Origin of the sequence: uncultured Sphingopyxis sp., from assembly GCF_900078365.1 — a bacterium.
GTDB lineage: Bacteria > Pseudomonadota > Alphaproteobacteria > Sphingomonadales > Sphingomonadaceae > Sphingopyxis.
Map to the genome: position 1 here is coordinate 2,899,416 of NZ_LT598653.1, position 21,872 is coordinate 2,921,287.

Genomic DNA, 21,872 nt, shown 5'->3' on the forward strand with positions numbered 1-21,872 from the left:
TTAGGCGTGACCTCGACGGAAAAGGCCGTGCTCCCGCGAAGGCGGGAGCCTATCTCCTGCCGGTGCCATTTTGAACCCACCGGAGATGGGTCCCCGCCTTCGCGGGGACACGCCTGTACTTTATCTACGCCTTCGGATCGCGATAGGCGGGCAGCGCAAGCGACCAGCGGATCGCGGCGCCGCGCAGGATGAAACCGGCGACCGCGCCGGTGACCGCCGCGACCGGGGTCCCGGCGCCCAGCCAGAGCAGAATCAGGAACAGCCCCGAAGCGAGCGCCGCCGCGGTGACATAGATTTCGGGCCGGACAATGATCGACGGGACGCCGGCGAGGACATCGCGGATCGTGCCGCCGACGCAGCCGGTGATGACGCCCATCAGCAATGCAGGCGCGGGGGGGACGCCCCATGCCATCGCCTTCGCCGTCCCGAACACGGCATAAGCGACGAGCCCGACCGCATCGGCCCATTCGAGCAATTGCCCCTGCCACCAGCGTTCGGGCGTGAGCCAGACGACGAGCGCGATCGCGATGCACACCGCGGCGATGGCGCCGTCCTGCACCCAGAACACCGGCGCCCCGATCAACAGATCGCGCACGCTGCCGCCGCCGACGCCGGTCACCAGCGCAAAAAAGGCCGCGGTCACCAGTGTCTGGCGCAGCCGCACCGCCATCAGCGCGCCCGACAGCGCGAAGACGCCGATGCCGATCAGGTCGAGCAACCGGACGATCAGCGCATTGTCGAGCTCGATCAAGGCGGGAGCCTATTTCGCCGCCGGCCGTACGCCCCCGACGATCGAGAGGACGATCGCGGTCACGGCGTTGCGGATCGCCGGCTCGGCCTTCGGCGCGAAGAAAGGCGAGTGGTTCGTCGGCGCGGGCTCGCCCTTCGCCTTGAGATCGGCGAGCACGGCGGGGTCGTAGCCGCCGATGCCGAAGAAGAGCGACGGCACGCCGGCATCGACGAATTCGGAATAATCCTCGCTCCCCGACATCGGCGTCGCGCTTTCGGGCGCGAAGACCAGCCCCTTGCCGAAGGCGGGCGTCAGCGCCGCGACCGCGGCCTTCGCCATCGCCGGGTCGTTCATCATGATGCCCGTGCCGCCGAGGTAGCGGATCGTCGGTTCGGGCGCGCCGCCCATCGCGGCGGCCGACTTGGCGACGCGCGCGGTGCCGTCCTGGAGCAGCTTGCGCACTTCGGGCGACTGCGAGCGCAGATTGACCTTCACCTCGGCGCTGTCGGGGATGATGTTGGGCGCGCTGCCGGCGTTGATCGCGCCGATCGTCAGCACGCCGAACGCCGCCGGATCCTTTTCGCGGCTGATCACCACCTGCGTATCGGTGACGAAGCGCGCGGCGATCGGAATCGGGTCGATCGTCGCCGCGGGCATCGAGCCGTGCCCGCCGCGGCCGTGGAAGGTGATCGCATAGCTGTCCGACGCCGACGAGGACGGCCCCGCCTTGATCGCGACGACGCCGGCGGGAAGGTTGGTGACATGCGCCGCGAAGCCGAAATCGGGCTTCGGAAAGCGTTTGAAGAGCCCGTCGTCGAGCATCGCGCGCGCGCCGCTGAGCGGTTCCTCGGCGGGCTGGCCGATCAGCACCACCGTCCCCGACCAGCTGTCGCGCATCGCGCTCAGGGCCTGCGCGACGCCGACCAGATAGGCGACATGCGTGTCGTGGCCGCACGCGTGCATGACGGGCACATCCTTGCCCTCATAGGTCGCGCGCGCCTTGCTCGCCCAGGCGAGCCCGGTCTTTTCCTCCATCGGCAGCGCGTCCATGTCGGCGCGCACGAGGATCGTCGGCCCCTCACCATTTTTGAGCACGCCGACGACGCCGGTGCCGCCGACCTTCTCGGTCACGGTGAGGCCCGCGTCGCGCAGATGCTTTGCCAGGATACCCGCGGTGCGGACCTCCTGCATCCCGAGTTCGGGGTGCTGGTGCAGATCCTTGTAGATCGCATCAAGCGCCGGATAATTTTTGTCGAGCAGCCCGGTCAGCCGCGCATTGGCCGCGGCAAGATCGGGCGCCGCCTGCGCGCCGGTCGCGGTGAGGGAGAGGAGCAGCGAAGCCGCTGCCCAGAGCCCGTGCTTCGCCATCATATTCTCCCCCTCATCTTCGCGTCAGATATGGATCGGCTTGCCCGTCACCGCCATCGCGGCTTCCTTGATCGCCTCGCTGTGCGTCGGATGCGCGTGGCAGGTATAGGCGATGTCCTCGGACGTCGCACCGAATTCCATTGCCTGCGCCGCCTGCGCGATCATCGTGCCCGCGACGCTCGCGATGCACCACACGCCGAGCACGCGGTCGCTCTTGGCATCGGCGATGACCTTCACGAAACCGTCGGGCTCGTGATTGGTCTTGGCGCGGCTGTTCGCGAGCATCGGGAATTTGCCGACCTTGACCGCGCCCTTTTCCCCACCCGCCTTCTCAACAGCCTGCTCTTCGGTCAGGCCGACGCCGGCGATTTCGGGCCAGGTGTAGACGACCGACGGGATCACGTCGTGGTTCACGATGCCGGTCAACCCGGCGATATTCTCGGCGCAGGCGATGCCCTCGTCCTCGGCCTTGTGCGCGAGCATCGGGCCCGGGATGACGTCGCCGATCGCCCAGATGCCGGGGACATTGGTCTGGAAATCATGGTCGGTTTCGATCTGGCCGCGCTGGTTGACCGTAAGGCCCGCCTTGTCGAGGCCGAGACCGTCGGTGTTCGGACGGCGGCCGATCGAGACGAGCACGACGTCGGCTTCGAGCGTTTCGGCATCGCCGCCCGCTGCAGGCTCGAGCGTCAGCACGGCCTTCTTGCCCTTGACCGCGGCTTTGGTGACCTTGGTCTTGAGCTTGAACTCCATGCCCTGCTTCTTGAGGATCTTGTTCGCTTCCTTGCGGACGTCGCCGTCCATGCCGGGCAGGATCTGGTCGAGAAATTCGACGACGGTGACCTTGGCGCCGAGGCGGCGCCACACGCTGCCGAGTTCGAGCCCGATCACGCCGCCGCCGATCACGACCATATGGCCCGGCACCTTGGCAAGTTCGAGCGCGCCGGTCGAATCGACGATGATCTGCTTGTCGTTATCGACTTCGACGCCGGGAAGCGGGGTTACCGACGAGCCGGTCGCGATGATGATATTCTTGGCGCGCACCGCCTTGCCCGCAACTTCGACGGTATCTTTCGAGGTGAACTGCGCATAGCCCTTCAGCCAGTCGACCTTGTTCTTCTTGAACAGAAATTCGATGCCGCCGGTCAGGCCCTTCACCGCGTCCTTGCGCTGGCCGTGCATCGTGCCGAGGTCGAGTTCGGGCTTCACCTTGATGCCCATCGCCGCCATCGCGCCGCCCGCCGCGGCCTCGAAATATTCGGAGGCATGGAGCATCGCCTTCGAGGGGATGCAACCGACGTTGAGGCAGGTGCCGCCGAGCGTTTCGCGCCCTTCGGCGCACGCGGTCTTGAGGCCCAGCTGCGCCGCGCGGATCGCCGCGACATAACCGCCGGGACCGGCACCGATGACAAGGACGTCGTAGTCGTAATCAGCCATAACTCACTCCATTCGTCATCCCAGCGAAAGCTGGGATCGCTGGCTGCCAAAGGCGGCGCCAGGGGGATAGCGGCCCCAGCATTCGCTGGGGCGACGGAACTACAGATCGATCAGCAGGCGCGTCGGATCCTCGATCGCTTCCTTGATCGTCTTGAGGAAGGTCACCGCCTCGCGCCCGTCGACCAGGCGGTGGTCGTAGCTCATCGCGAGATACATCATCGGGCGGATCACGATCTCGCCGTTCCGCACGACCGGGCGATCCTCGATGCGGTGGAGGCCGAGCACCGCCGACTGCGGCGGGTTGATGATCGGGGTCGACATCAGGCCGCCGAACACGCCGCCGTTCGAAATAGAGAACGTGCCGCCCGTCATTTCTTCGATGCCCAGCTTGCCATCGGCCGCGCGCTTGCCGAGGTCGGCGATCGCCTTTTCGATGTCGGCGAAGCTCATGCTGTCCGCGTTGCGGACGACGGGCACGACGAGGCCGTTCGGCGCGCTGACCGCGACCGAGACGTCGAGATAATTGTGATAGACGATCTCGTCGCCCTCGATCCGGGCGTTGACCGCGGGGATGTCGTGCGCGGCGAGCGCGACCGCCTTGGTAAAGAAACTCATGAAGCCGAGGCGCACGCCATGCTTCTTTTCGAAGCTGTCGCGATATTTCTCGCGCGTCGCCATCACCGCCGACATGTCGACGTCGTTGAAGGTCGTCAGCATCGCCGCAGTGTCCTGCGCGGCCTTGAGGCGCTTGGCGATCGTCTGGCGCATGCGCGTCATCTTGACGCGCTCTTCCTGGCGGCCCGGCGCACCGCTCGCGGCGGGCGCCGATGGCGCGGCAGCGGGCGCAGGCGCGGCGGCAGGCGCCGCGCTGGCGGCCGCGAGCACATCTTCCTTGGTCAGGCGGCCGTCCTTGCCGGTACCCTGGATCTTCGTCGGGTCGACGCCATGTTCGAGCACGAGGCGGCGCACGGCGGGCGACATGGTGGTGACCGTATCGACGCCCTCACCCGCCGGAGCGGCGGTCGCGGCGGGGGCCGGAGCCGCGGCTTCGGCCTTGGCGGGTGCCGGAGCGGCGGGTGAGGGCGCAGCGACCGCGCCGCCCGCTTCGACCGTCGCGATCGTCGCGCCGACATTGACCGTGTCGCCGACCGCGGCGAGCTGCTGCCCCATCACGCCGGCGACGGGCGACGGCACTTCGACCGCGACCTTGTCGGTTTCGAGGCTCGCGATCGGCTCATCGAGCGCGACCGCTTCGCCGGGCTGTTTCAGCCACTCGCCGATCGTCGCTTCGGTGACGCTTTCGCCCAGCGTGGGGACTTTGACTTCGGTGCTCATCGCTTCTTCTCTTTCCGTTCCCCTGCGAAGGCAGGGGCCCATCATCAAAGGGTGGGAGATGGGCCCCTGCCTTCGCAGGGGCACACCCATATTCTATGCCTTGCTCTTCGCGCGCCTGATTTCCGCTCTAACCGACAAACCCAGGGCATCGGCGACGAGCGCCGACTGTTCGGTCTGGTGACGGCTCATCAGGCCCGTCGCGGGCGATGCCGCGGCGGCGCGGCCGGCGTAACGCGGGCGCATGCCCTTATGGCCCGCTTCGGCCAGCGATTCCTCGATCAGCTCGCCCACGAAGAACCAGGCGCCGTTGTTGCGCGGCTCTTCCTGCGCCCAGACGACCTCTTCGAGCTTCGGCATCCGCTTCAGGCGAACCGCGAGCGCCTCGCCCGGGAAGGGATAGAGCTGCTCGATGCGGATCACCGTCGTGTCGGTGAGATCCGCGGCGTCGCGCGCTTCCATCAGATCGTAACCGACCTTGCCCGAACAGAGCACGACGCGCTTGATGTCCTTGTCGGCGGGCGGCGTGCGGTCGGACATGATGCGGCGGAAATGCGCGTCGCCGATGAAGTCCGACCGCTGCGACACCGCCAGCTTGTGGCGAAGCAGCGACTTGGGCGTCATGATGATCAGCGGCTTGCGGAACGAGCGCAGCATCTGGCGGCGCAGGACGTGGAAATAGTTCGACGGGGTCGAAATATTGCACACCTGGATATTGTCGCCCGCGCACAGCTGAAGGAAGCGTTCGAGGCGCGCCGAGCTATGCTCGGGCCCCTGTCCTTCATAACCGTGCGGGAGCAGCATCACGAGGCCGTTGGCGCGCAGCCACTTGGCCTCGCCCGCGGCGATGAACTGGTCGATCATGATCTGCGCGCCGTTGGCGAAGTCACCGAACTGCGCTTCCCAGAGCACGAGACTCTTGGGGTCGGCCATCGCATAGCCATATTCGAAGCCGAGCACGCCATATTCGGAGAGCGGGCTGTCGAGCACCTCGAACCGGCCGTGCGGCACGGTCGTCAGCGGAACATATTTTTCCTCGCTCTTCTGGTCGACCCAGACGGCGTGGCGCTGGCTGAAGGTGCCGCGGCCCGAATCCTGCCCCGACAGGCGCACCTGATAGCCTTCGCTGAGCAAGGTGCCGAAGGCGAGGCTCTCGGCGGTCGCCCAGTCGAACACTTCGCCGTCGTCCTTGTTCGCGAACATCGCGCCGCGCGCGTCGATGACGCGGCGCAGCGTCTTGTGAACCTCGACATCGGCGGGGATCGTCGTCAGCGTGCGGCCGATCGAATCGAACAATTTTTCCGAAACGCCCGTCGCGATGTTGCGGCGCGCATGTTCGGAATCGGTCGGCGCATAGAGGCCCGACCAGCGCCCGGCGAACCAGTCGGCCTTGTTCGGTTTATAGGTCTTCGCCGCCTCGAAATCGCCTTCGAGCCGCGCGGTGAATTCGGCGCGGCGCGCGTCGGCCCAGCCGGCGTCGATCACGCCCTCGTCCTGCAGTTTCGCGGCGCAAAGCTGCGACACCGGCGGATGCTTGCGGATGCGTTCGTACATCAAAGGCTGGGTGAACGAGGGTTCGTCGCCTTCGTTATGGCCGAAGCGGCGATAGCACCACATGTCGATCACGACGTCGCGCTTGAACTGCTGGCGGAAGTCGATCGCGAGCTTGCACGCAAAGGTCACCGCCTCCGGATCATCGCCGTTGACGTGCAGGATCGGCGCCTGGACGCCCTTGGCGACGTCCGACGGATAGGGCGACGAGCGCGCGAACTGCGGGCTGGTCGTGAAACCGATCTGGTTGTTGACGATGAAGTGGATGCAGCCGCCGGTATTGTAGCCGCGGATCCCAGAGAAGCCGAGGCATTCCCAGACGATCCCCTGCCCCGCGAACGCCGCGTCGCCGTGGATCAGCACCGGCAGCACCTGCGTATGTTCGGCGAGGTCGTCGCGCACGACCTGCTGCGCGCGCACCTTGCCGAGCACGACGGGATCGACCGCTTCGAGGTGCGAGGGGTTGGGGACGAGCGACATATGCACCGAAACCCCGTCGAACTCGCGGTCGGTCGAGGTGCCGAGGTGATATTTGACGTCGCCCGAACCGCCGATGTCGTCGGGGTTGGCGCTGCCGCCGGCGAATTCGTGAAAGATCACCTGATAGGGCTTCGCCATGACGTTCGCGAGCATATTGAGCCGCCCGCGGTGCGCCATGCCATAGACGATTTCCTTCACGCCATATTGGCCGCCATATTTGATGATCGATTCCATCGCGGGGATCATCGATTCGCCGCCGTCGAGCCCGAAACGCTTGGTGCCGACATATTTGCGCGCGAGGAATTTCTCCCATTCCTCGGCCTCGATCACCTTGTTGAGGATCGCGCGCTTGCCTTCCTGGGTGAATTCGACGCTCTTGTCGGCGCCCTCCATCCGGTCCTGCAGGAAGCGCCGCTCCTCGACGTCGGAGATGTGCATATATTCGAGGCCGACATGGCCGCAATAATTGGCGCGCAGGATCGCGACGATCTCGCGGATCGTCGCCTTTTCGAGACCCAGCGTTCCGCCGATATACACCGGCCGATCCTGATCGGCGCCGACGAAGCCGTGATATTCGGGCGTCAGGTCGGCGGGCAGTTCGCGCTGGCTGAGCCCAAGCGGATCGAGCGTGGCGGCAAGGTGCCCGCGCACGCGATAGGTGCGGATCAGCATCATCGCGCGGATCGAATCGTCGGCGGCGCGCTCGACCTCGGCGCTCGACAACGCGGCCCCCGCCTTGGCGGCGGCGGCCTTTACCGCGACCTGCATCTGCTGCGGGTCGAGCGCGGCGGTCAGGTCGTCGCTGTCGATGACGGGCCAGTTCTTCGGCGCCCAGCTCGGGCCGGCCTGCGGCTCATCGATGTCGAAGCTTTGTCTCTCGAGGTTCATAGTCTCAAACTCGCTGTGCCCCTGCGAAGGCAGGGGCCCATCTCCTGGGGGGTTTCAAACAAGCGTTTCAAACAGATCGGTCCACTCGGGGTTGCGCTCCTCGATGCGGCTGATCTTCCACGCCGGTTCCATTTCTTCATTCGCGCTTCAAACTGCCGGGCGTCGTGAATGCTCTCGAACGCTTCAAACCAGACCAGCAGCTTGCAGCCATATTCCTTCGTAAATCCCTCGATCATCCCTTCGCGATGTTGCCAAATCCGCTGCGGTAGATCGCTCGTCACGCCGATATAGATAGTTCCGTTTTTCCGGCTTGCCATGATGTAGACGAAGCCAGGCCGAACCATCTCAGACCTCCCCTCCGTGCTCCCCCGCGAAGGCGGGGGTCCATGCAACGTCGCAATGGGTCCCCGCCTTCGCGGGGACACACGAAAAGAAGGTTGGTATGAAAATCAGACGCGTTCCTTGAGCACTTCGGCGAGCGTCGTGCCGAGTTCCGACGGGCTCGCCGACACCTTGATGCCGGCGGCTTCCATCGCCGCGATCTTGCTTTCGGCGTCGCCCTTGCCGCCCGACACGATTGCCCCTGCATGTCCCATGCGGCGGCCCGGAGGCGCCGTGCGGCCCGCGATGAAGCCGGCCATCGGCTTCTTGCGGCCGCGCTTCGCTTCGTCGATCAGGAACTGCGCGGCCTGTTCTTCGGCGTCGCCGCCGATTTCGCCGATCATGAAGAAACCCGTGGTCGGCTTCATCGCCGGGTCTACGGCCCACTGCGCGGCGTTGACTTCGTCGGGGCCGCCGATTTCGCCGATCATGATGATCGACTTGGTGGCGTCGTCGGCGAGGAAGAGTTCGAGCACGTCGATGAAGTTGGTGCCGTTAACCGGGTCGCCGCCGATGCCGACCGCGGTGGTCTGGCCGAGGCCGACGTTCGAGGTCTGGAACACGGCTTCATAAGTCAGCGTGCCCGAGCGCGAGACGACGCCGACGCTGCCCTTCTTGAAGATGTTGCCGGGCATGATGCCGATCTTGCATTCGTCGGGGGTCAGCACGCCGGGGCAGTTCGGGCCGATCAGGCGCGACTTCGAGCCCGAGAGCGCGCGCTTCACCTTGACCATGTCGAGCACCGGAATGCCCTCGGTGATCGCGACGATCAGCTCGATCTCGGCATCGATCGCCTCGAGGATCGAATCGGCGGCGAACGGCGGCGGCACATAGATGACCGACGCGGTCGCGCCGGTCGCATGTTTCGCTTCCTCGACGGTGTTGAACATCGGCAGGCCGATATGCGTCGTGCCGCCCTTGCCCGGCGTCACGCCGCCGACCATCTGCGTGCCATAGGCGAGCGCCTGTTCGGTGTGGAAGGTGCCGGTGGCGCCGGTCATCCCTTGCGTGATGACCTTGGTATTCTTGTCGATGAGGATGGACATAGATTTCGTTCCGTTTCTCGTGCCCCTGCGAAGGCAGGGGCCCATCTCCTGATTTCGCGTCGCCCGCCGCCCTGATTTGAGAGCGCGGGTGATGGGCCCCTGCCTTCGCAGGGGCACAATGTCCTTTATGCGAGGCTCGAATCCAGACCCTTGCACGCGTCGAGCAGTTCCTTGACCGCGTCGACCGACACCTGCAGGCCCGCCTTGTCGGCGTCGTCGAGTTCGATTTCGACGATCTTCTCGACGCCGTTCGCGCCGATCAGCACCGGCACGCCCACGTAAAGGCCGTCGACGCCATATTGGCCGTCGACATAGGCGGCGCAGGGCAGGATGCGCTTCTGGTCGCCGAGATAGGCTTCGGCCATCGCGATGCCCGAGGCCGCGGGGGCATAGAAGGCCGAGCCGGTGCCGAGCAGCGCGACGATCTCGCCGCCGCCGCCGCGGGTGCGCTTGACGATCGCGTCGATCTTGTCCTGCGACGACAGGCCCATCTTGACGAGGTCGGGAACGGGAATGCCGTTGATGGTCGAGTAACGCACGACGGGAACCATCGTGTCGCCGTGGCCGCCGAGCACGAAGGTGTTCACATCCTTCACCGACACGTCGAATTCGTCGGCGATGAAGTGGCTGAAGCGCGCCGAATCGAGCACACCCGCCATGCCGACGACCTTGTTGTGCGGCAGGCCCGAGAATTCGCGCAGCGCCCACACCATGGCATCGAGCGGATTGGTGATGCAGATGACGAAAGCGTCGGGGGCGTTCGCCTTGATGCCCTCACCCACAGCCTTCATGACTTTCAGATTGATCCCGAGCAGGTCGTCACGGCTCATGCCCGGCTTGCGGGCAACGCCGGCGGTGACGATGATGACGTCGGCGCCCGCGATGTCCTTATAATCGTTGGTGCCGGTGATCTTCGCGTCGAAGCCCGCGATCGGGCCGACCTGCGACAGGTCGAGCGCCTTGCCCTGCGGCACGCCTTCGACCACGTCGAACAGGACGACGTCGCCGAGTTCCTTCTGCGCGGCGAGCAGCGCCAGCGTTCCGCCGATATTCCCGGCTCCGATCAAAGCGATCTTCTTGCGTCCCATGGCGCGCGGCACTCCCTTCCTGGCAAGCCCGGCATTTGGTTCACAGACCGGCGGGGGCACGGGCCAAAGCTCCGCACCGGTCCCAAGACTGGCGACGCCCCTACGCCGATTCCCTTAAGGAAACAACCGCGAAAAAGCCGAAAAACCGCCTTTTTTTGCTAATAGTTCGCAATAACGATAATGGCCTCGAAAATTGATTTAGATGACAGGCTGGCGCGTGCCATGGCAGGATCGCAACGGGTTCGCGGCAGGATGGAAGAAAAATGCGCCGTTCGCATAGGGCTATTGCGCAACGCCGATTAACCCTCCCTTATTCCCGCTTTGTTACGCGCCCATGATGACGCGCGCGATCATCAGCTTCGACACCGAATTGTCGGCGGGCCTCTATCAACGGGGCCAGGACGCGCGCGCCAATTTCGAAAGCTCGATCCTCGGCCGCTGCCGCGATGGCGATTTCGGCATCCATTTCCAGATGGACATGCTCGAAAGATACGGCCTGAAGGGCGTCTTCTTCGTCGATCCGATGCCCGCGCTCGTCCACGGGCCGTCGATCGTCCGCGACATCGTCGCTCCGATTGTCGCGCGCGGTCACGAGGTGCAGCTCCACATCCACACCGAATGGCTCGCCTTCGCGCGCTTCAACCCGGCCGGGCGGCTGACCGGGCGCAACATCGGCGACTTTCCGCTGGGCGCGCAGAAAAAGCTGATCGGGCTGGCGGCTGACATGCTGGTGCGCGCGGGCGCGCCCGACCCGGTCGCGTTTCGCGCCGGCAATTTCGGCGCCAACGACGATACGCTGCGCGCGCTCGCCGCGCTGGGTTTCGACTATGACAGCAGCTTCAATGGCGCCCATGTCGGCCATGGCTGCGACATTGCGCTCGACCGCCGCAATATCGGAATGCGCCTGCACCACGGTGTCTGCGAGGTGCCGGTCAGCGGCCTGATGGACCGCGTCGACAGCTTTCGCCCCGCGCAGCTGTGCGCGATGTCCGAAGAGGAGATGCGCGACGCGCTCGACCATGCGGCGGCGAGCGGGGCGATCCAGTTCTCGGCCTTCAGCCATAGTTTCGAGCTGCTCAGCCGTGATCGCGCGGTGCCGAACCGGCTGGCGATCGCGCGCATGGAAGCCTTGTGCCAGGCGGTCGCCGCCGACCCGCGCGTGACCAACGGCGGCTTCGCCGACCTGCCCTCGCCCCCGGCACGGCCGGGGCCGATCAGGCCGCCCGAACCGCGCCCCTTTCGGACGATGCGCCGCACCGCCGAACAGGCTGCCGGACATCTCGCCCACGAAATGCGTTACGTCCGCAGTCTGGCCTATGTCGCCGCCAACACGTCGCGCTGGGGGAAGATCGCCGGCGGCGTCCTGCTCGTGCTGGTGTAGGGTCAGTCCTCGGCCGGCCCGTGGCCCAGCGCCAGATAATCGTCCGACTGCATTTCGGCGAGGCGGCTCGCCGTGCGCTCGAATTCGAACGCCCCGTCGCCCGCGACATAAAGCTGATCGGGCGTCGCGGCGGCACTCGCGAGCAGCTTGACCTTATATTCGTAGAGCGCGTCGATCAGCGTGACGAAGCGCGCCGCTTCGTTGCGGTTCTCGGGCCCCATGCGCGGGATGCCGACGATGATCACCGCGTGAAAATGCCGCGCGACGGCGAGATAGTCGGCCGCCCCCCGCGCCTCGCCGCACAGCCGCTTGAACGAAAACACCGCAACGCCCTTCAACGCCTTGGGTACGTGCAAGATCCGCCCGCCCCCGACATCGAGGTCGAGGCTCGGCACATGCGCGCGGTCCTCGGGCGGATAGTCGGTCAGGCGGAAGAAGGCGGCCGACAGCGCCGCGCTCGCCGCATCGTCGGCGGGCACGAACCAGCGCGCGCCATCGCCTAGCCGGTCGCGGCGGTAATCGGTCGGGCCGTTGAGGCTCATCACCTCGAGCCTTTCCTCGACGAGCGCGATGAAGGGCAGGAAATGCTCGCGGTTGAGCCCGTCCTTGTAGAGATCCTTCGGCGGCCGGTTCGAAGTCGCGACCATCGTCACGCCATGATCGATCAGCGCCGTGAACAGGCGCGAGAGGATCATCGCGTCGGCGCTATTGTTCACGACCATCTCGTCGAAGGCGAGGCAGCGGGTATTTTCGGCGAGCGCCTCGGCGACGAGCGGGATCGGGTCGCCGCTCTCGCTCTTTCTGACCTCGCGCATCCGCGCATGGACGTCGAGCATGAAGGCGTGGAAATGGACCCGCCGCTTCCGCTGGATATTCAGCTGGTCGTAAAAGAGGTCCATCAGCATCGACTTGCCGCGCCCGACCGCACCCCACAGATAGACGCCGTGCAGCGCCTCGGGCTTGCGCCCCGCGAGGCGCCACAGCAGGCTGCCGCGCTTCGGCACCGCTTCGAGTTCGGCCTGCAGCTGGTTCAGCCGTTCGGCGGCGGCGCGCTGCTCGGGATCGGGGCGAAGCTCGCCCGCCGCGACGAGCGCGTCATAGGCCGCAAGGACGGTGGTCATTTGCTCGCCTTGCGGATCGTTCCGGCGAAGCTCAGCACGATGTGGCTGTCGCCCTCGCCCTGCACGACCAGCCCGCGCAGGAAAATCAGCCGGCCGGTCTCGCGCACCAGCTCGACCACGGCGTCGAGCGGCTCGCCGACGCGGCCCGCGCCGACGAACTGGGTCGAGAGATCGAGCGTCACCGAATGGCCGGCGTTGAGCGATCCGAACTGGTGCGACGCCGCAAAGAGCGCGATGTCGACGAGCGCGAGGCTGACCGCGCCATGGACATTGTCGCCGAGATTGCTGTGCTTGCGCTCCGGAATCATCCGCACTCGCGCGCAAGGGCGGCCATCAGCCGTCGGCGGCTCGACGCGAACCGTCAGCGGCTCGATGAAAGCGTTGAAGCGGCTGGGATCCTTGAGGTTCCAGCTGACCCAGCCGTCCTCCAGTTCCTCGGCGCTGAAATGGTCGCGGCGCTTCGGTTCCTCGATGCCGTCGTTCACACCTGCCGCTCGGCCTCGAGCTTCTTGATCTCGGCAATCGCGCGCGCTGGACTCAGGCCCTTGGGGCACGCATTGGCGCAGTTCATGATCGTGTGACAGCGATAGAGGCGGAACGGATCTTCGAGTTCGTCGAGGCGTTCGCCGGTCATCTCGTCGCGACTGTCGGCGAGCCAGCGATAAGCCTGAAGCAGGATCGCGGGACCGAGGAACTTGTCGCTGTTCCACCAATAGCTCGGGCAGCTCGTCGAGCAGCAGGCGCAGAGGATGCACTCGTAAAGCCCGTCGAGCTTTTCGCGTTCCTCGGGCGACTGGAGCCGCTCCTTGCCGCTCGGCGTCGTCGTCTTGGTCTTGAGCCAGGGCTCGATCGACGCATATTGCGCATAGAAATGGGTGAAGTCGGGGACGAGGTCCTTGATGACGTCCATCGACGGCAGCGGGGTGATCGTGATGTCGCCCTTCAGATCCTCGATCGCGGTCGTGCAGGCGAGGCCGTTCTTGCCGTTCATGTTCATCGAACAGCTGCCGCAGATGCCCTCACGGCACGAGCGGCGGAAGGTCAGCGTCGAATCCTGCTCGCTCTTCATCTTGATCAGCGCGTCGAGCACCATCGGGCCGCATTTTTCGGTGTCGATCTCGAACGTGTCGAAATGCGGGTTCTGCCCCTTGTCGGGGTCGTAGCGATAGACCTTGAATTTCCTGACGGCGGTCGCGCCCTCGGCCTTGTGGACCGTGCCCGTCTTTTGCGGGCGGCTGTTCTTGGGCAGGACGAATTGGGCCATATCGCTGAAGTTCCCTATGCAATCGCGCGCTGCCTAGACCCGATTGGCGGAGTCGACAAGGGGGTGGATCAAGGGAGTTCGGCCTTTCCTTGGTTTCGGTGCGTCCCCGCGAAGGCGGGGACCCATCTCCGGATGGCGCCGTATCGAACCGGCGGGAGATGGGCTCCCGCCTTCGCGGGAGCACACCGCTTTTTTTTTGCTTCAATGCTGCTACGGCCACATCCGATGAGCGAAAGCGCCGATCAGCCCGCCGTTACCAGCCGCAGCGTCGCGCGCGGGCTCGGCACGACCGTACTGGCGCGGCTGGGCGCGGTGGTCGAAATCGTCGCGCAGCCGCTCTATGTCCTGATGTTCGGCCTCGCCGGCTATGGCCTCTATGCCGTGCTGTGGGCGGCGGTGAACCTGCTCGAGAATATCTTCGACCTCGGCATGACGAGCGCGATGCAGCGCACCGTTCCGCAGTCGGCGAGCGATGCCGAAGCGGCGGCGGCGCTGCGCACGGCGATGGTCTTCGGCGTCGGCCCGTGCATCCTCGTCGCGGCGCTGGTCGCGGTCTTCGCCGGGGAACTCGCCCCGCTGCTCAACGTCGCGGCGAAGGACCGCGACCTCGTCACGCCCGCCATCCGCATCTTCGTCTGGGCGCTGCCTTTATGGGCCTTTGTCGAGATCGCGACATCGGCGCTGCGCGCGCGCATGGTGTTCGGCGCCGAAATCCGCCTGCGCATCGTGTGGGAACAGGTGATGCGGCTGGTGTTTGCCGGCCTGTTCTTCGCGGGCGGGCTCGGCCTTAAGGGGCTTTTCATCGCGCATCTCTGTTCGCTGGCGGCTACAGCGGCGCTCAGTGTGCGCCTGCTCCGCCGCCATTTCGACTTTACCGAACTGCTCCGCGGCGGGCGCGGCAGCGGGGTGGAGCGCGACACCTTCTGGGCCGGTATCTCGATCCTGCCATCCAACATCATCGGCCGGCTGTTCGGCGATGCGCCGGCGCTGATCCTCAATATGCTGCTGCCCGGTGCCGCGGGCGCGGCGGCGGCGGGGCTGTTCACGATCGCGCGCAAGCTGTCGAGCGTCGTCCAGCTCGTCCGCATCGCCTTCACCTATGTGATGGCGCCGCTCGCCGCCAGCGCCGAACGCGAGGACCGGCGCCAGGTCGCCGACATCTATGCCTATGCCACGCGGCTGATCCTGGCGATCGCGCTGCCGCTCGCCGCGGTGCTCGCGGCGGGCAGCGCATCGCTGCTGGGGCTGTTCGGGCACGGCGCGCAGGCCGCGCAAGCGGCGCTCGTCATCCTGCTGTTCGCGCGCGCCGCCGAGGCGGTGCTCGGCATTTCGGCGCCGGTGCTGCAAGTCGTCGCCGCCTTCCGGCATCAACTCACCGCCAGCCTCTTCGGCGTCGCGGTCGCGATCGGTTCGGGCTGGCTGATCGTCGGGCATGTCGGTCCGCTGACCGGGGTGACGCTCGCGACGGCCGTCGGTCTTGTCGTGATGGCGGCGATCCCGATGATCCAGCTCGCGATCACCGAGAAGCTGCATCCTTTCGACCCGCAATTTCCGGCGGTCGCCCTTCGCGGCATTGCCATCACCCTTGTTGCCGGCACCGCGGCGATGCTCGCCGACCTTTTGCCCGACGCGCTTTCGCTGCCGCTGCTGGTGCTGATCGCCGCCGCGTCGATATGGGCTGCGCTGCGTTTCGCCTTGCCGCTCGCCGATCGCATGTCGCTGGGCAAGACCGGCCGCAAGCTCCGGCTGTTCGAGCCCGAAGCCGCATGACCGGCACGCCATCCTCCCTTCGCGTCGCGGTCTACGATCTCGACCGGACGGTGCTGCGCACGCCGACCTTCACCCTGTTCCTGCTCTGGGCGGCGTGGCGCGAAGCGCGCTGGCGCTTGCTGCTGCTGCCCGCGCTTGCCGGGCTGATGATCGGCCATGCGCTGCGCCTCTATGGGCGCGAGCGGTTCAAGCCCGCCGCGATCCGCCTGATGCTGGGCAAGAGCATCACGCCCGAACGGGCCGAAAGACTCGCCGTCGCCTTCGCCGCCTGGCGCGTCCCGCGCGACGTGCCGCCGGGCGCCGCCGCCTGCATCGCGCGCGACCGGGCCGAGGGCTATCGGCTGCTGATGGCGACCGCGGCGCCTGAATTCTACGCGGGCGCCATCGCCGAGGCGCTCGGCTTCGACGCCATCGTCGCCTCGCGCCACCACCGCGACGCCGAGGGCAACTGGCTCCCTCCGCTCGACGGGCCCAATTGCTACGGCGCGGAGAAGGCGCGGCGCGTCGGCGAGTGGCTTGCCGCGAACGCGCCGGGCGGCACGGCGCATATCCGCGCCTATTCGGACCATCTCAGCGACGCGCCGACCTTTGCGCTCGCCAGCGAGGCCTGGCTGGTCGGGCGCGGCGGCAAATATGTCCGGCTGGCCGCGAAGCACGGATGGCGCGCCGCCGATTTCGAGGACGCCGCCGTGGCCGAACCCCATTGATGCGCATCCTGTTCCTCTTCATCGGCGAGCCGCATCATGTATTCCATGCGTTGCCTATCGCGGCGGAGATGGCGGCCGCGGGGCAAGCCATCGACGTCGCCGTGGCGAGCGCCGACCATCTGCGGATGGTCGAGCAGGTCGCGCTTGCCTACCCGGGCTTCTCCCCGTGCATCACCCTGCTCGGGCAGAAGGGATTGCCACGCTGGCTCCGCGACAAGGGCCTCTTTCGCAATCCGCGCCTTCCGATGCTGCTCGATGCCCTGCCTTTTCTGCGGCAGTTCGATGCGATCGTCGTGCCCGAGCGCACGACCACCGCGATCCGGCATTTCCTGCCGCGCAGGACACGGCTGATCTTCACGCCGCACGGCGCGGGCGACCGGGCGATCATGCTCGACCCGCGCGACCGGCATTTCGATTTCGTGCTCGTGGCCGGAACGAAGAGCGAACAGCGCCTACTCGACGCCGGGACGATCCGACCGGGTCATTATGCGGTGAACGGCTATGTGAAGCTCGACCTGATGCCGCGGTTGCAGGCAGCGCGCGAGCCATTGTTCGATAATGGCCGAACCACGGTTCTTTATTCGCCGCATTTCAAGCGCGAACTGTCCTCGTGGGACCGCTTCGGCCGCGACATCATCGCCTGGTTCGCGGGCCAGGATCGCTACAACCTGGTGGTCGCGCCGCATGTTCGCCTGTTCGCCGAAGCGAGCGATGCCGAGCGCGCGGCGGTGGCGAAGCTGGCAGTGCCGGGCAAGATCCTGATCGACCTCGCGTCCGACCGCCTGTTCGACATGAGCTATACGAGCGGCGCCGACATCTACCTCGGCGATGTGAGCAGTCAGGTTTACGAGTTTCTCGCCACCCCGCGGCCTTGCCTGTTTCTCAACGCGCACGGGGTCGATTGGGCGGGCGATCCCGATTACCTCTTCTGGACGCTCGGCGACGTCATCGACGATCTTGCCGAACTGCCACACGCGCTCGAACAAGCGCCCAGTCGCCATCCTCTCTATGCCGATGCCCAGCGCGAAAGGCTGGCCGAATCGATCGGTAGCGATCCGGCTGGCGCGGCGCGGCGCGGCGCCGAAGCGATCCTCGGCTTCCTTGCAAAGAACGCCGGGCAGGATAAGAGCGGCGGATGACCGACGCCAAGCCCCTGCCCGCCCTGACCCCGATCGGCGAAAATTCGACCCCCATCTGGGGCATGACCAATGCCGAGCGGCTCCGGCGGCTGGCGCGCGCCGAGGGGTTGCCCGAGCAGGGCGGCGCATCGGACGCGCGGCTTTACGTCAATCTCGACTATGTGTTCGATCCGGTGTGGCTGCGCCATATCGTGACGCTGCCCGGGACGGTCGTGATGGACGGCGGGAATCTGGTGATGGCGCATCTGATCGGCGGTCTCGGCCCCGAGGACGTTGCACAGCATCGCGGCGCGCTGACGATCATCGACTATCGGGACAATCCGCAAATCTACAACCGCCAGCTGCGCAAGCTCGACTGCCCCTTCATCGAGCGGCTGACGCCCGAAACGCGGCGCGCGATCGAGCGGAAGAGCTATTTCGGCGCCTATAAGGGCGTCACCGACCTGCTCACCAAATATCTCTGGCCCGAACTCGCGCTATGGCTGACGCGCGGCGCGGCGAGCATCGGCATGACGCCGAACATGGTCACCGCGATCGGCGCGGCGCTCTGCGTCTATGCCACCTACCTTTTCGCTTACGGCCATTATTGGACCGGAATGCTCGCGGGCTTCGTCTTCATGGTGCTCGACACCGTCGACGGAAAGCTCGCGCGCTGCACGATCACCTCGTCGAAATGGGGCAATGTCGCCGATCATGGCGTCGACCTGATCCACCCGCCCTTCTGGTGGTATTTCTGGGGCGTCGGACTCGGCGCCTGGGGCCTCGCCCTGCCCGGCCAGGCCTTCCTTTGGGTGATGATCGCGGTCGTCGCGGGATATGTCCTCCAACGCGTGGTCGAGGGGCTGTTCATCAAGGACTTCGGCATGGACATCCATGTCTGGCAAAGGTTCGACAGCCGGTTCCGCCTGATCACCGCGCGGCGCAACCCGAATATCGCAATCCTCTTTTTCGCGACGCTCGCCGGGCGTCCCGACATCGGCCTGATCGCGCTCGCCTGGTGGACGGTCATCTCGCTGATCGTCCATGCGGTGCGGCTGGTGCAGGCCTATGCCGTCAAGCGGTCGGGCCGCCCGATCACCAGCTGGATGGAGGAAGCATGAACGACACCATCGCCAAATTCGGCCACCCCGCGACGCTGATCGCCGAATATGCGCATTGGGTCGTGCTGCTGCGCCCCGCGCAGCCGACGCTCGGCGCGCTGGTGCTCGCGGCGAAGTCGGACGCGACGGCGTTCGGCGACCTGCCCGCCGAAGCGCATGCCGAGCTCAAGACCGCGACCGCGGCGATCGAGGCCGCGCTGGCGCAGGCCGTCGGCTATGCGAAGATCAATTATCTGATGCTGATGATGGTCGACCCGCACGTCCATTTCCACGTCCTGCCGCGCTACGAAGGCGAACGCAGCGGCGCGGGGCTGACGGTCGCCGATGCCGGCTGGCCGGCGCAGCCCGACCTCGGAGCGGCGGTGAAGCTCGACGACGCGCAGGTCGCCGCGCTCGCCGGCTGGCTCAAACCCTATTTCGCGTAACGGCCTTCCTCGACCCATTTCGCGGTGAGCGCGTCGGCGGCTTCAACGTCCTGCGGGAAGTCGACTTCCTGCCATTCGAGCCCTTCGATCGACACGGTGCCGACGCGGTTGCCCTTGGCGATGATGTCGATCGCGCGCAGATACCAGCGTTCGACCCCATCGGGGGTGCGCATCATCTGGTCGACCTGGTTGCGGAAGATCGACGGGCCGTCGCCGACGAAGGCCAGCATGCCGATCGACTCGGCGTTGGTGTCGGGCGGCAGCAGCCGCTTGCCGATGTGATGCAGGCGCCCCTCGGCGTCGCGGTTCACCTTCATGTCGTCGTCGTCATAGTCGGCCTTGACGTCGACAGTGACGTTGATCGGCTCGTTCGCGCCTTCGATGAGCTTCGCGACGATCTCGTCCGAGACGATGGTGTCACCGTTGAGGATGATGAAATCGCGGTCCATCTCCTCGCGCGCGATCCAGCAGGTGCCGAGATTGTCGGCGACCTGAAAGAACGGGTTGAACAGGGTACGGATGCGCGCGCCGGTGTCGCGATAGAGCTGGAGCGCATGATCCTCGACGCGTTCGGTGCGAAAGCCGGTGACGACGACGATGTCCTTGATGCCGTTGGCGACGAGCGCCGCGACCTGCCAGCTGATCAGGCTGCGGCCGTTGAACTCGATCAGGCATTTGGGGATGTCGCGGGTCAGCGGCAGCAGGCGCGAGCCCTGCCCGGCCGACAGGATGATGGCTTTGTCGATGGTCATAGGGGCTGGCCTATAGCGGCTTGCCGCCGCGCGGCAAATATCGCTTCGATCAATTCGATGTCGGCGGGCTTGTCGGCGTCGATGCACGCCTCGGGCTCGGACATCGGCACGACCTTCGCCTTGAGCCCGAAACGGAGCCCGGCGCGCGCGATACCCTGATGGATCGTGAAGAGGCGAAGCAGCGCGCCGATCAGCAGCCACGGCCCGAAGGCGGCGACGATCTTGAGCCCCTTCTTGCGGTCGCGCTCGATGCGCCCCCAGAAATCGAGTAACGGCAGCACCCGCCGCCCGCGCAGGCGGAACATGTTCGCGCCCGACCACCAGCCGCCGCGGAATTTCAGCCAGGTACGTTTCGATTCCGGATAGCGCGCGAGCAGCACGTCGCGCTCGACCATCGCCACCGCGACATCGCTGCCCGCCGCGCCGCCGAGAAACTCGGCGATCATCGCGGGGGTCAGCAGCACATTGTCGGCGGTCGTGACGAGCAGCGGGGCGTCGCCGGGCGGCAGCGCGGCCGCCAGCGAACTGCTGATCCCCTGCCCCGAGTCCGCAAAATGCAGGTCGGCGAGGCCCGCAAGCCCGGGTTCTGCAGCCAGTTCGGCGCTGTTCTGCGCAAGGATCGTGATCGGCCCGACTTCGGGCGAAGTGCGCAGCGCCCGCACGACATGGACGAGCATCGGCTGCCCCGCGACCGGCAGCAGCGCCTTGGTCGAAACGCCGCTGCCCGCCAGCAGCGGGTCGGGGCCGGGGCGGCTGCCCGCCAGGACGATCGCCGCGATCGGAGCCGTCATCGCACGGTCTCCGCCGCCGGAGCGAGACGGCGGGCGGTCACGCCGCGCAGGAAATCGGTGACCTCGTCGAGCACCGGCCCCTTGCCGCGAAACGGCGCGGCGAGCGCCATCACGATGCCGGTGTGCCCCATGCCGGGATAGATGCGCAAACGTGCCGAGCCGCCCGCGCGTTCGATCGCGGCGGCGAGGTTCTGGCTGTTGCGCGGGCGCACCACCGCATCCTCGTCACCGCTCGCGAGCCACAGCGGCGGCGCATCGCCGCGCGCGAAGTGGATCGGCTGCGTCCGCTCGATCGGCCGGACCTTGCCCATCGCCTTTTCGGCACGGCCGCCCTTTTCGAGCGGCAGGAAATCATAGGGACCGGCAAGCCCCGCAACGCCGCGGATGATCGACGGATCGCTCTTCGCGGCGCGCAGCCATTGCGGGTCGAGCGCGAGCATCACCGCATTATAGGCGCCCGCCGAATGGCCCATCAGCGCGATCCGATCGGGATCGCCGCCCAGCTTTTCGATATGTTCGTGCGTCCAGGCGACCGCCGCCGCGCTGTCTTCGAGAAAGTCGGGCCAATGCGCCTTGGGCACGAGGCGGTAATCGGGGACCACCACGACAAAGCCCTGCCGCGCCAGCGCGCGCCCGGCGAAGCCGTAACTGCCGCGCTCGCCACTGTCCCAGCCGCCGCCATAGAAAAAGACCACGACCGGCAGCCGGTCGCCCTCCTTGAGGCTATCGGGCGCCCAGATGTCGAGCGACTGGCGCGGTCCGCGGCCATAGGGCTGATCGGCGAGCAGCAATCGCGCGCCATCGCCCTGCCCCAGCAGCCGGTCGGCCATGTTGAGCGATTTCGCGCCGCCCGCGACGATCGCCTTGGCCCCGCCGCCGAACAGCAGCACGAGCAACAGCAACACGAAGAGGATCTTGATCAACCGTCGTCCTTTGGAAAGCGGCGCGCCATGTTTCGCGCCCTACAGGGCGGCCGGGCGGCGAACAAGCGGTGGAAGAGCATATGCAAGCGTTTATCCGTCCATCCGTCATCCCGGCGAAAGCCGGGATCTCGACCTTGCGGTTCAACGCGCCGGAGGGATCCCGGCCTTCGCCGGGATGACGAAATTCAAGGGACACCT

Annotated in this window: 19 protein-coding genes and 1 pseudogene; 6 read left to right on the top strand and 14 right to left on the bottom strand. The window is 66.4% G+C overall.

Annotated elements, in window-relative coordinates:
* Positions 1-124: 124 nt before the first annotated feature.
* From QZL87_RS13395 to mdh, 8 genes and pseudogenes are all read right to left on the bottom strand, one after another.
* Positions 125-751 (bottom strand): trimeric intracellular cation channel family protein, encoded by a 627-nt coding sequence (locus QZL87_RS13395; RefSeq protein ID WP_295320204.1) that lies wholly within the window; start codon positions 749-751, stop codon positions 125-127.
* 9 nt (positions 752-760) lie between these two features.
* Positions 761-2,101: an amidohydrolase gene (locus QZL87_RS13400; protein WP_295320206.1), complete on the bottom strand. Its 1,341-nt coding sequence runs from the start codon at positions 2,099-2,101 to the stop codon at positions 761-763.
* A gap of 21 nt (positions 2,102-2,122) precedes the next feature.
* Positions 2,123-3,535 (bottom strand): dihydrolipoyl dehydrogenase, encoded by a 1,413-nt coding sequence (gene lpdA / locus QZL87_RS13405; RefSeq protein ID WP_295320208.1) that lies wholly within the window; start codon positions 3,533-3,535, stop codon positions 2,123-2,125.
* Positions 3,536-3,634: 99 nt separating this feature from the next.
* The gene (gene odhB / locus QZL87_RS13410; protein WP_295320209.1) at positions 3,635-4,870 is read right to left on the bottom strand and encodes a 2-oxoglutarate dehydrogenase complex dihydrolipoyllysine-residue succinyltransferase; all 1,236 of its coding nucleotides are present in this window, start codon (positions 4,868-4,870) and stop codon (positions 3,635-3,637) included.
* 93 nt (positions 4,871-4,963) lie between these two features.
* Complete coding sequence (locus QZL87_RS13415) at positions 4,964-7,786, bottom strand: 2-oxoglutarate dehydrogenase E1 component (RefSeq protein WP_295320212.1); 2,823 nt, start codon at positions 7,784-7,786, stop codon at positions 4,964-4,966.
* Between the two features lie 54 nt (positions 7,787-7,840).
* A pseudogene (locus tag QZL87_RS13420) lies at positions 7,841-8,130 on the bottom strand (GIY-YIG nuclease family protein).
* A gap of 105 nt (positions 8,131-8,235) precedes the next feature.
* Positions 8,236-9,213, bottom strand: coding sequence for a succinate--CoA ligase subunit alpha (gene sucD / locus QZL87_RS13425; RefSeq protein WP_295320215.1), 978 nt, complete (start codon positions 9,211-9,213; stop codon positions 8,236-8,238).
* Between the two features lie 125 nt (positions 9,214-9,338).
* Positions 9,339-10,301 (bottom strand): malate dehydrogenase, encoded by a 963-nt coding sequence (gene mdh, locus QZL87_RS13430; RefSeq protein WP_295320218.1) that lies wholly within the window; start codon positions 10,299-10,301, stop codon positions 9,339-9,341.
* Between the two features lie 334 nt (positions 10,302-10,635).
* Between mdh and QZL87_RS13435 the strand changes: the two genes are divergently transcribed.
* Positions 10,636-11,682: a hypothetical protein gene (locus QZL87_RS13435; RefSeq protein ID WP_295320220.1), complete on the top strand. Its 1,047-nt coding sequence runs from the start codon at positions 10,636-10,638 to the stop codon at positions 11,680-11,682.
* Between the two features lie 2 nt (positions 11,683-11,684).
* Here the strand turns inward: QZL87_RS13435 and zapE are convergent, their stop codons facing one another.
* Genes zapE through QZL87_RS13450 form a run of 3 tightly spaced genes read right to left on the bottom strand, consistent with a single transcriptional unit; the run spans position 11,685 to position 14,067 of the window.
* Entirely contained in the window at positions 11,685-12,803 is a 1,119-nt protein-coding gene (zapE, locus tag QZL87_RS13440; RefSeq protein ID WP_295320222.1) for a cell division protein ZapE, read from the bottom strand.
* Positions 12,800-13,288, bottom strand: a complete 489-nt coding sequence (locus QZL87_RS13445) for a PaaI family thioesterase (RefSeq protein WP_295320225.1) — start codon at positions 13,286-13,288, stop codon at positions 12,800-12,802. Before QZL87_RS13445 ends, zapE begins: the two co-directional genes overlap by 4 nt.
* Positions 13,285-14,067, bottom strand: a complete 783-nt coding sequence (locus QZL87_RS13450) for a succinate dehydrogenase iron-sulfur subunit (protein WP_295320227.1) — start codon at positions 14,065-14,067, stop codon at positions 13,285-13,287. Before QZL87_RS13450 ends, QZL87_RS13445 begins: the two co-directional genes overlap by 4 nt.
* A 225-nt stretch (positions 14,068-14,292) precedes the next feature.
* On the opposite strand from QZL87_RS13450, the gene QZL87_RS13455 reads away from it, so the two are divergent.
* From QZL87_RS13455 to QZL87_RS13475, 5 genes are read left to right on the top strand one after another with little or no spacing between them, the layout of a single operon-like run.
* Positions 14,293-15,837, top strand: a complete 1,545-nt coding sequence (locus QZL87_RS13455; RefSeq protein WP_295320229.1) for an oligosaccharide flippase family protein — start codon at positions 14,293-14,295, stop codon at positions 15,835-15,837.
* Positions 15,834-16,544, top strand: coding sequence for an HAD-IB family phosphatase (locus tag QZL87_RS13460; protein WP_295320231.1), 711 nt, complete (start codon positions 15,834-15,836; stop codon positions 16,542-16,544). Before QZL87_RS13455 ends, QZL87_RS13460 begins: the two co-directional genes overlap by 4 nt.
* Positions 16,544-17,683: a hypothetical protein gene (locus QZL87_RS13465; RefSeq protein ID WP_295320234.1), complete on the top strand. Its 1,140-nt coding sequence runs from the start codon at positions 16,544-16,546 to the stop codon at positions 17,681-17,683. The genes QZL87_RS13460 and QZL87_RS13465 overlap by 1 nt, the downstream gene beginning before the upstream one ends.
* Positions 17,680-18,783 carry a CDP-alcohol phosphatidyltransferase family protein gene (locus QZL87_RS13470; protein ID WP_295320248.1) on the top strand — a complete coding sequence of 368 codons (1,104 nt, stop codon included), beginning with the start codon at positions 17,680-17,682 and terminating at the stop codon, positions 18,781-18,783. Before QZL87_RS13465 ends, QZL87_RS13470 begins: the two co-directional genes overlap by 4 nt.
* Entirely contained in the window at positions 18,780-19,208 is a 429-nt protein-coding gene (locus QZL87_RS13475) for an HIT domain-containing protein (RefSeq protein ID WP_295320250.1), read from the top strand. The genes QZL87_RS13470 and QZL87_RS13475 overlap by 4 nt, the downstream gene beginning before the upstream one ends.
* Here QZL87_RS13475 and QZL87_RS13480 read toward each other — a convergent pair.
* Genes QZL87_RS13480 through QZL87_RS13490 form a run of 3 tightly spaced genes read right to left on the bottom strand, consistent with a single transcriptional unit; the run spans position 19,196 to position 21,674 of the window.
* Positions 19,196-19,960: a phosphocholine cytidylyltransferase family protein gene (locus QZL87_RS13480; RefSeq protein WP_295320252.1), complete on the bottom strand. Its 765-nt coding sequence runs from the start codon at positions 19,958-19,960 to the stop codon at positions 19,196-19,198. The genes QZL87_RS13475 and QZL87_RS13480 overlap by 13 nt on opposite strands.
* A complete protein-coding gene (locus QZL87_RS13485; RefSeq protein WP_295320254.1) occupies positions 19,957-20,751 on the bottom strand; it encodes a nucleotidyltransferase family protein in 795 nt (264 codons plus the stop codon). Before QZL87_RS13485 ends, QZL87_RS13480 begins: the two co-directional genes overlap by 4 nt.
* Positions 20,748-21,674, bottom strand: a complete 927-nt coding sequence (locus tag QZL87_RS13490) for an alpha/beta hydrolase (RefSeq protein WP_295320257.1) — start codon at positions 21,672-21,674, stop codon at positions 20,748-20,750. Before QZL87_RS13490 ends, QZL87_RS13485 begins: the two co-directional genes overlap by 4 nt.
* Positions 21,675-21,872 lie beyond the last annotated feature (198 nt).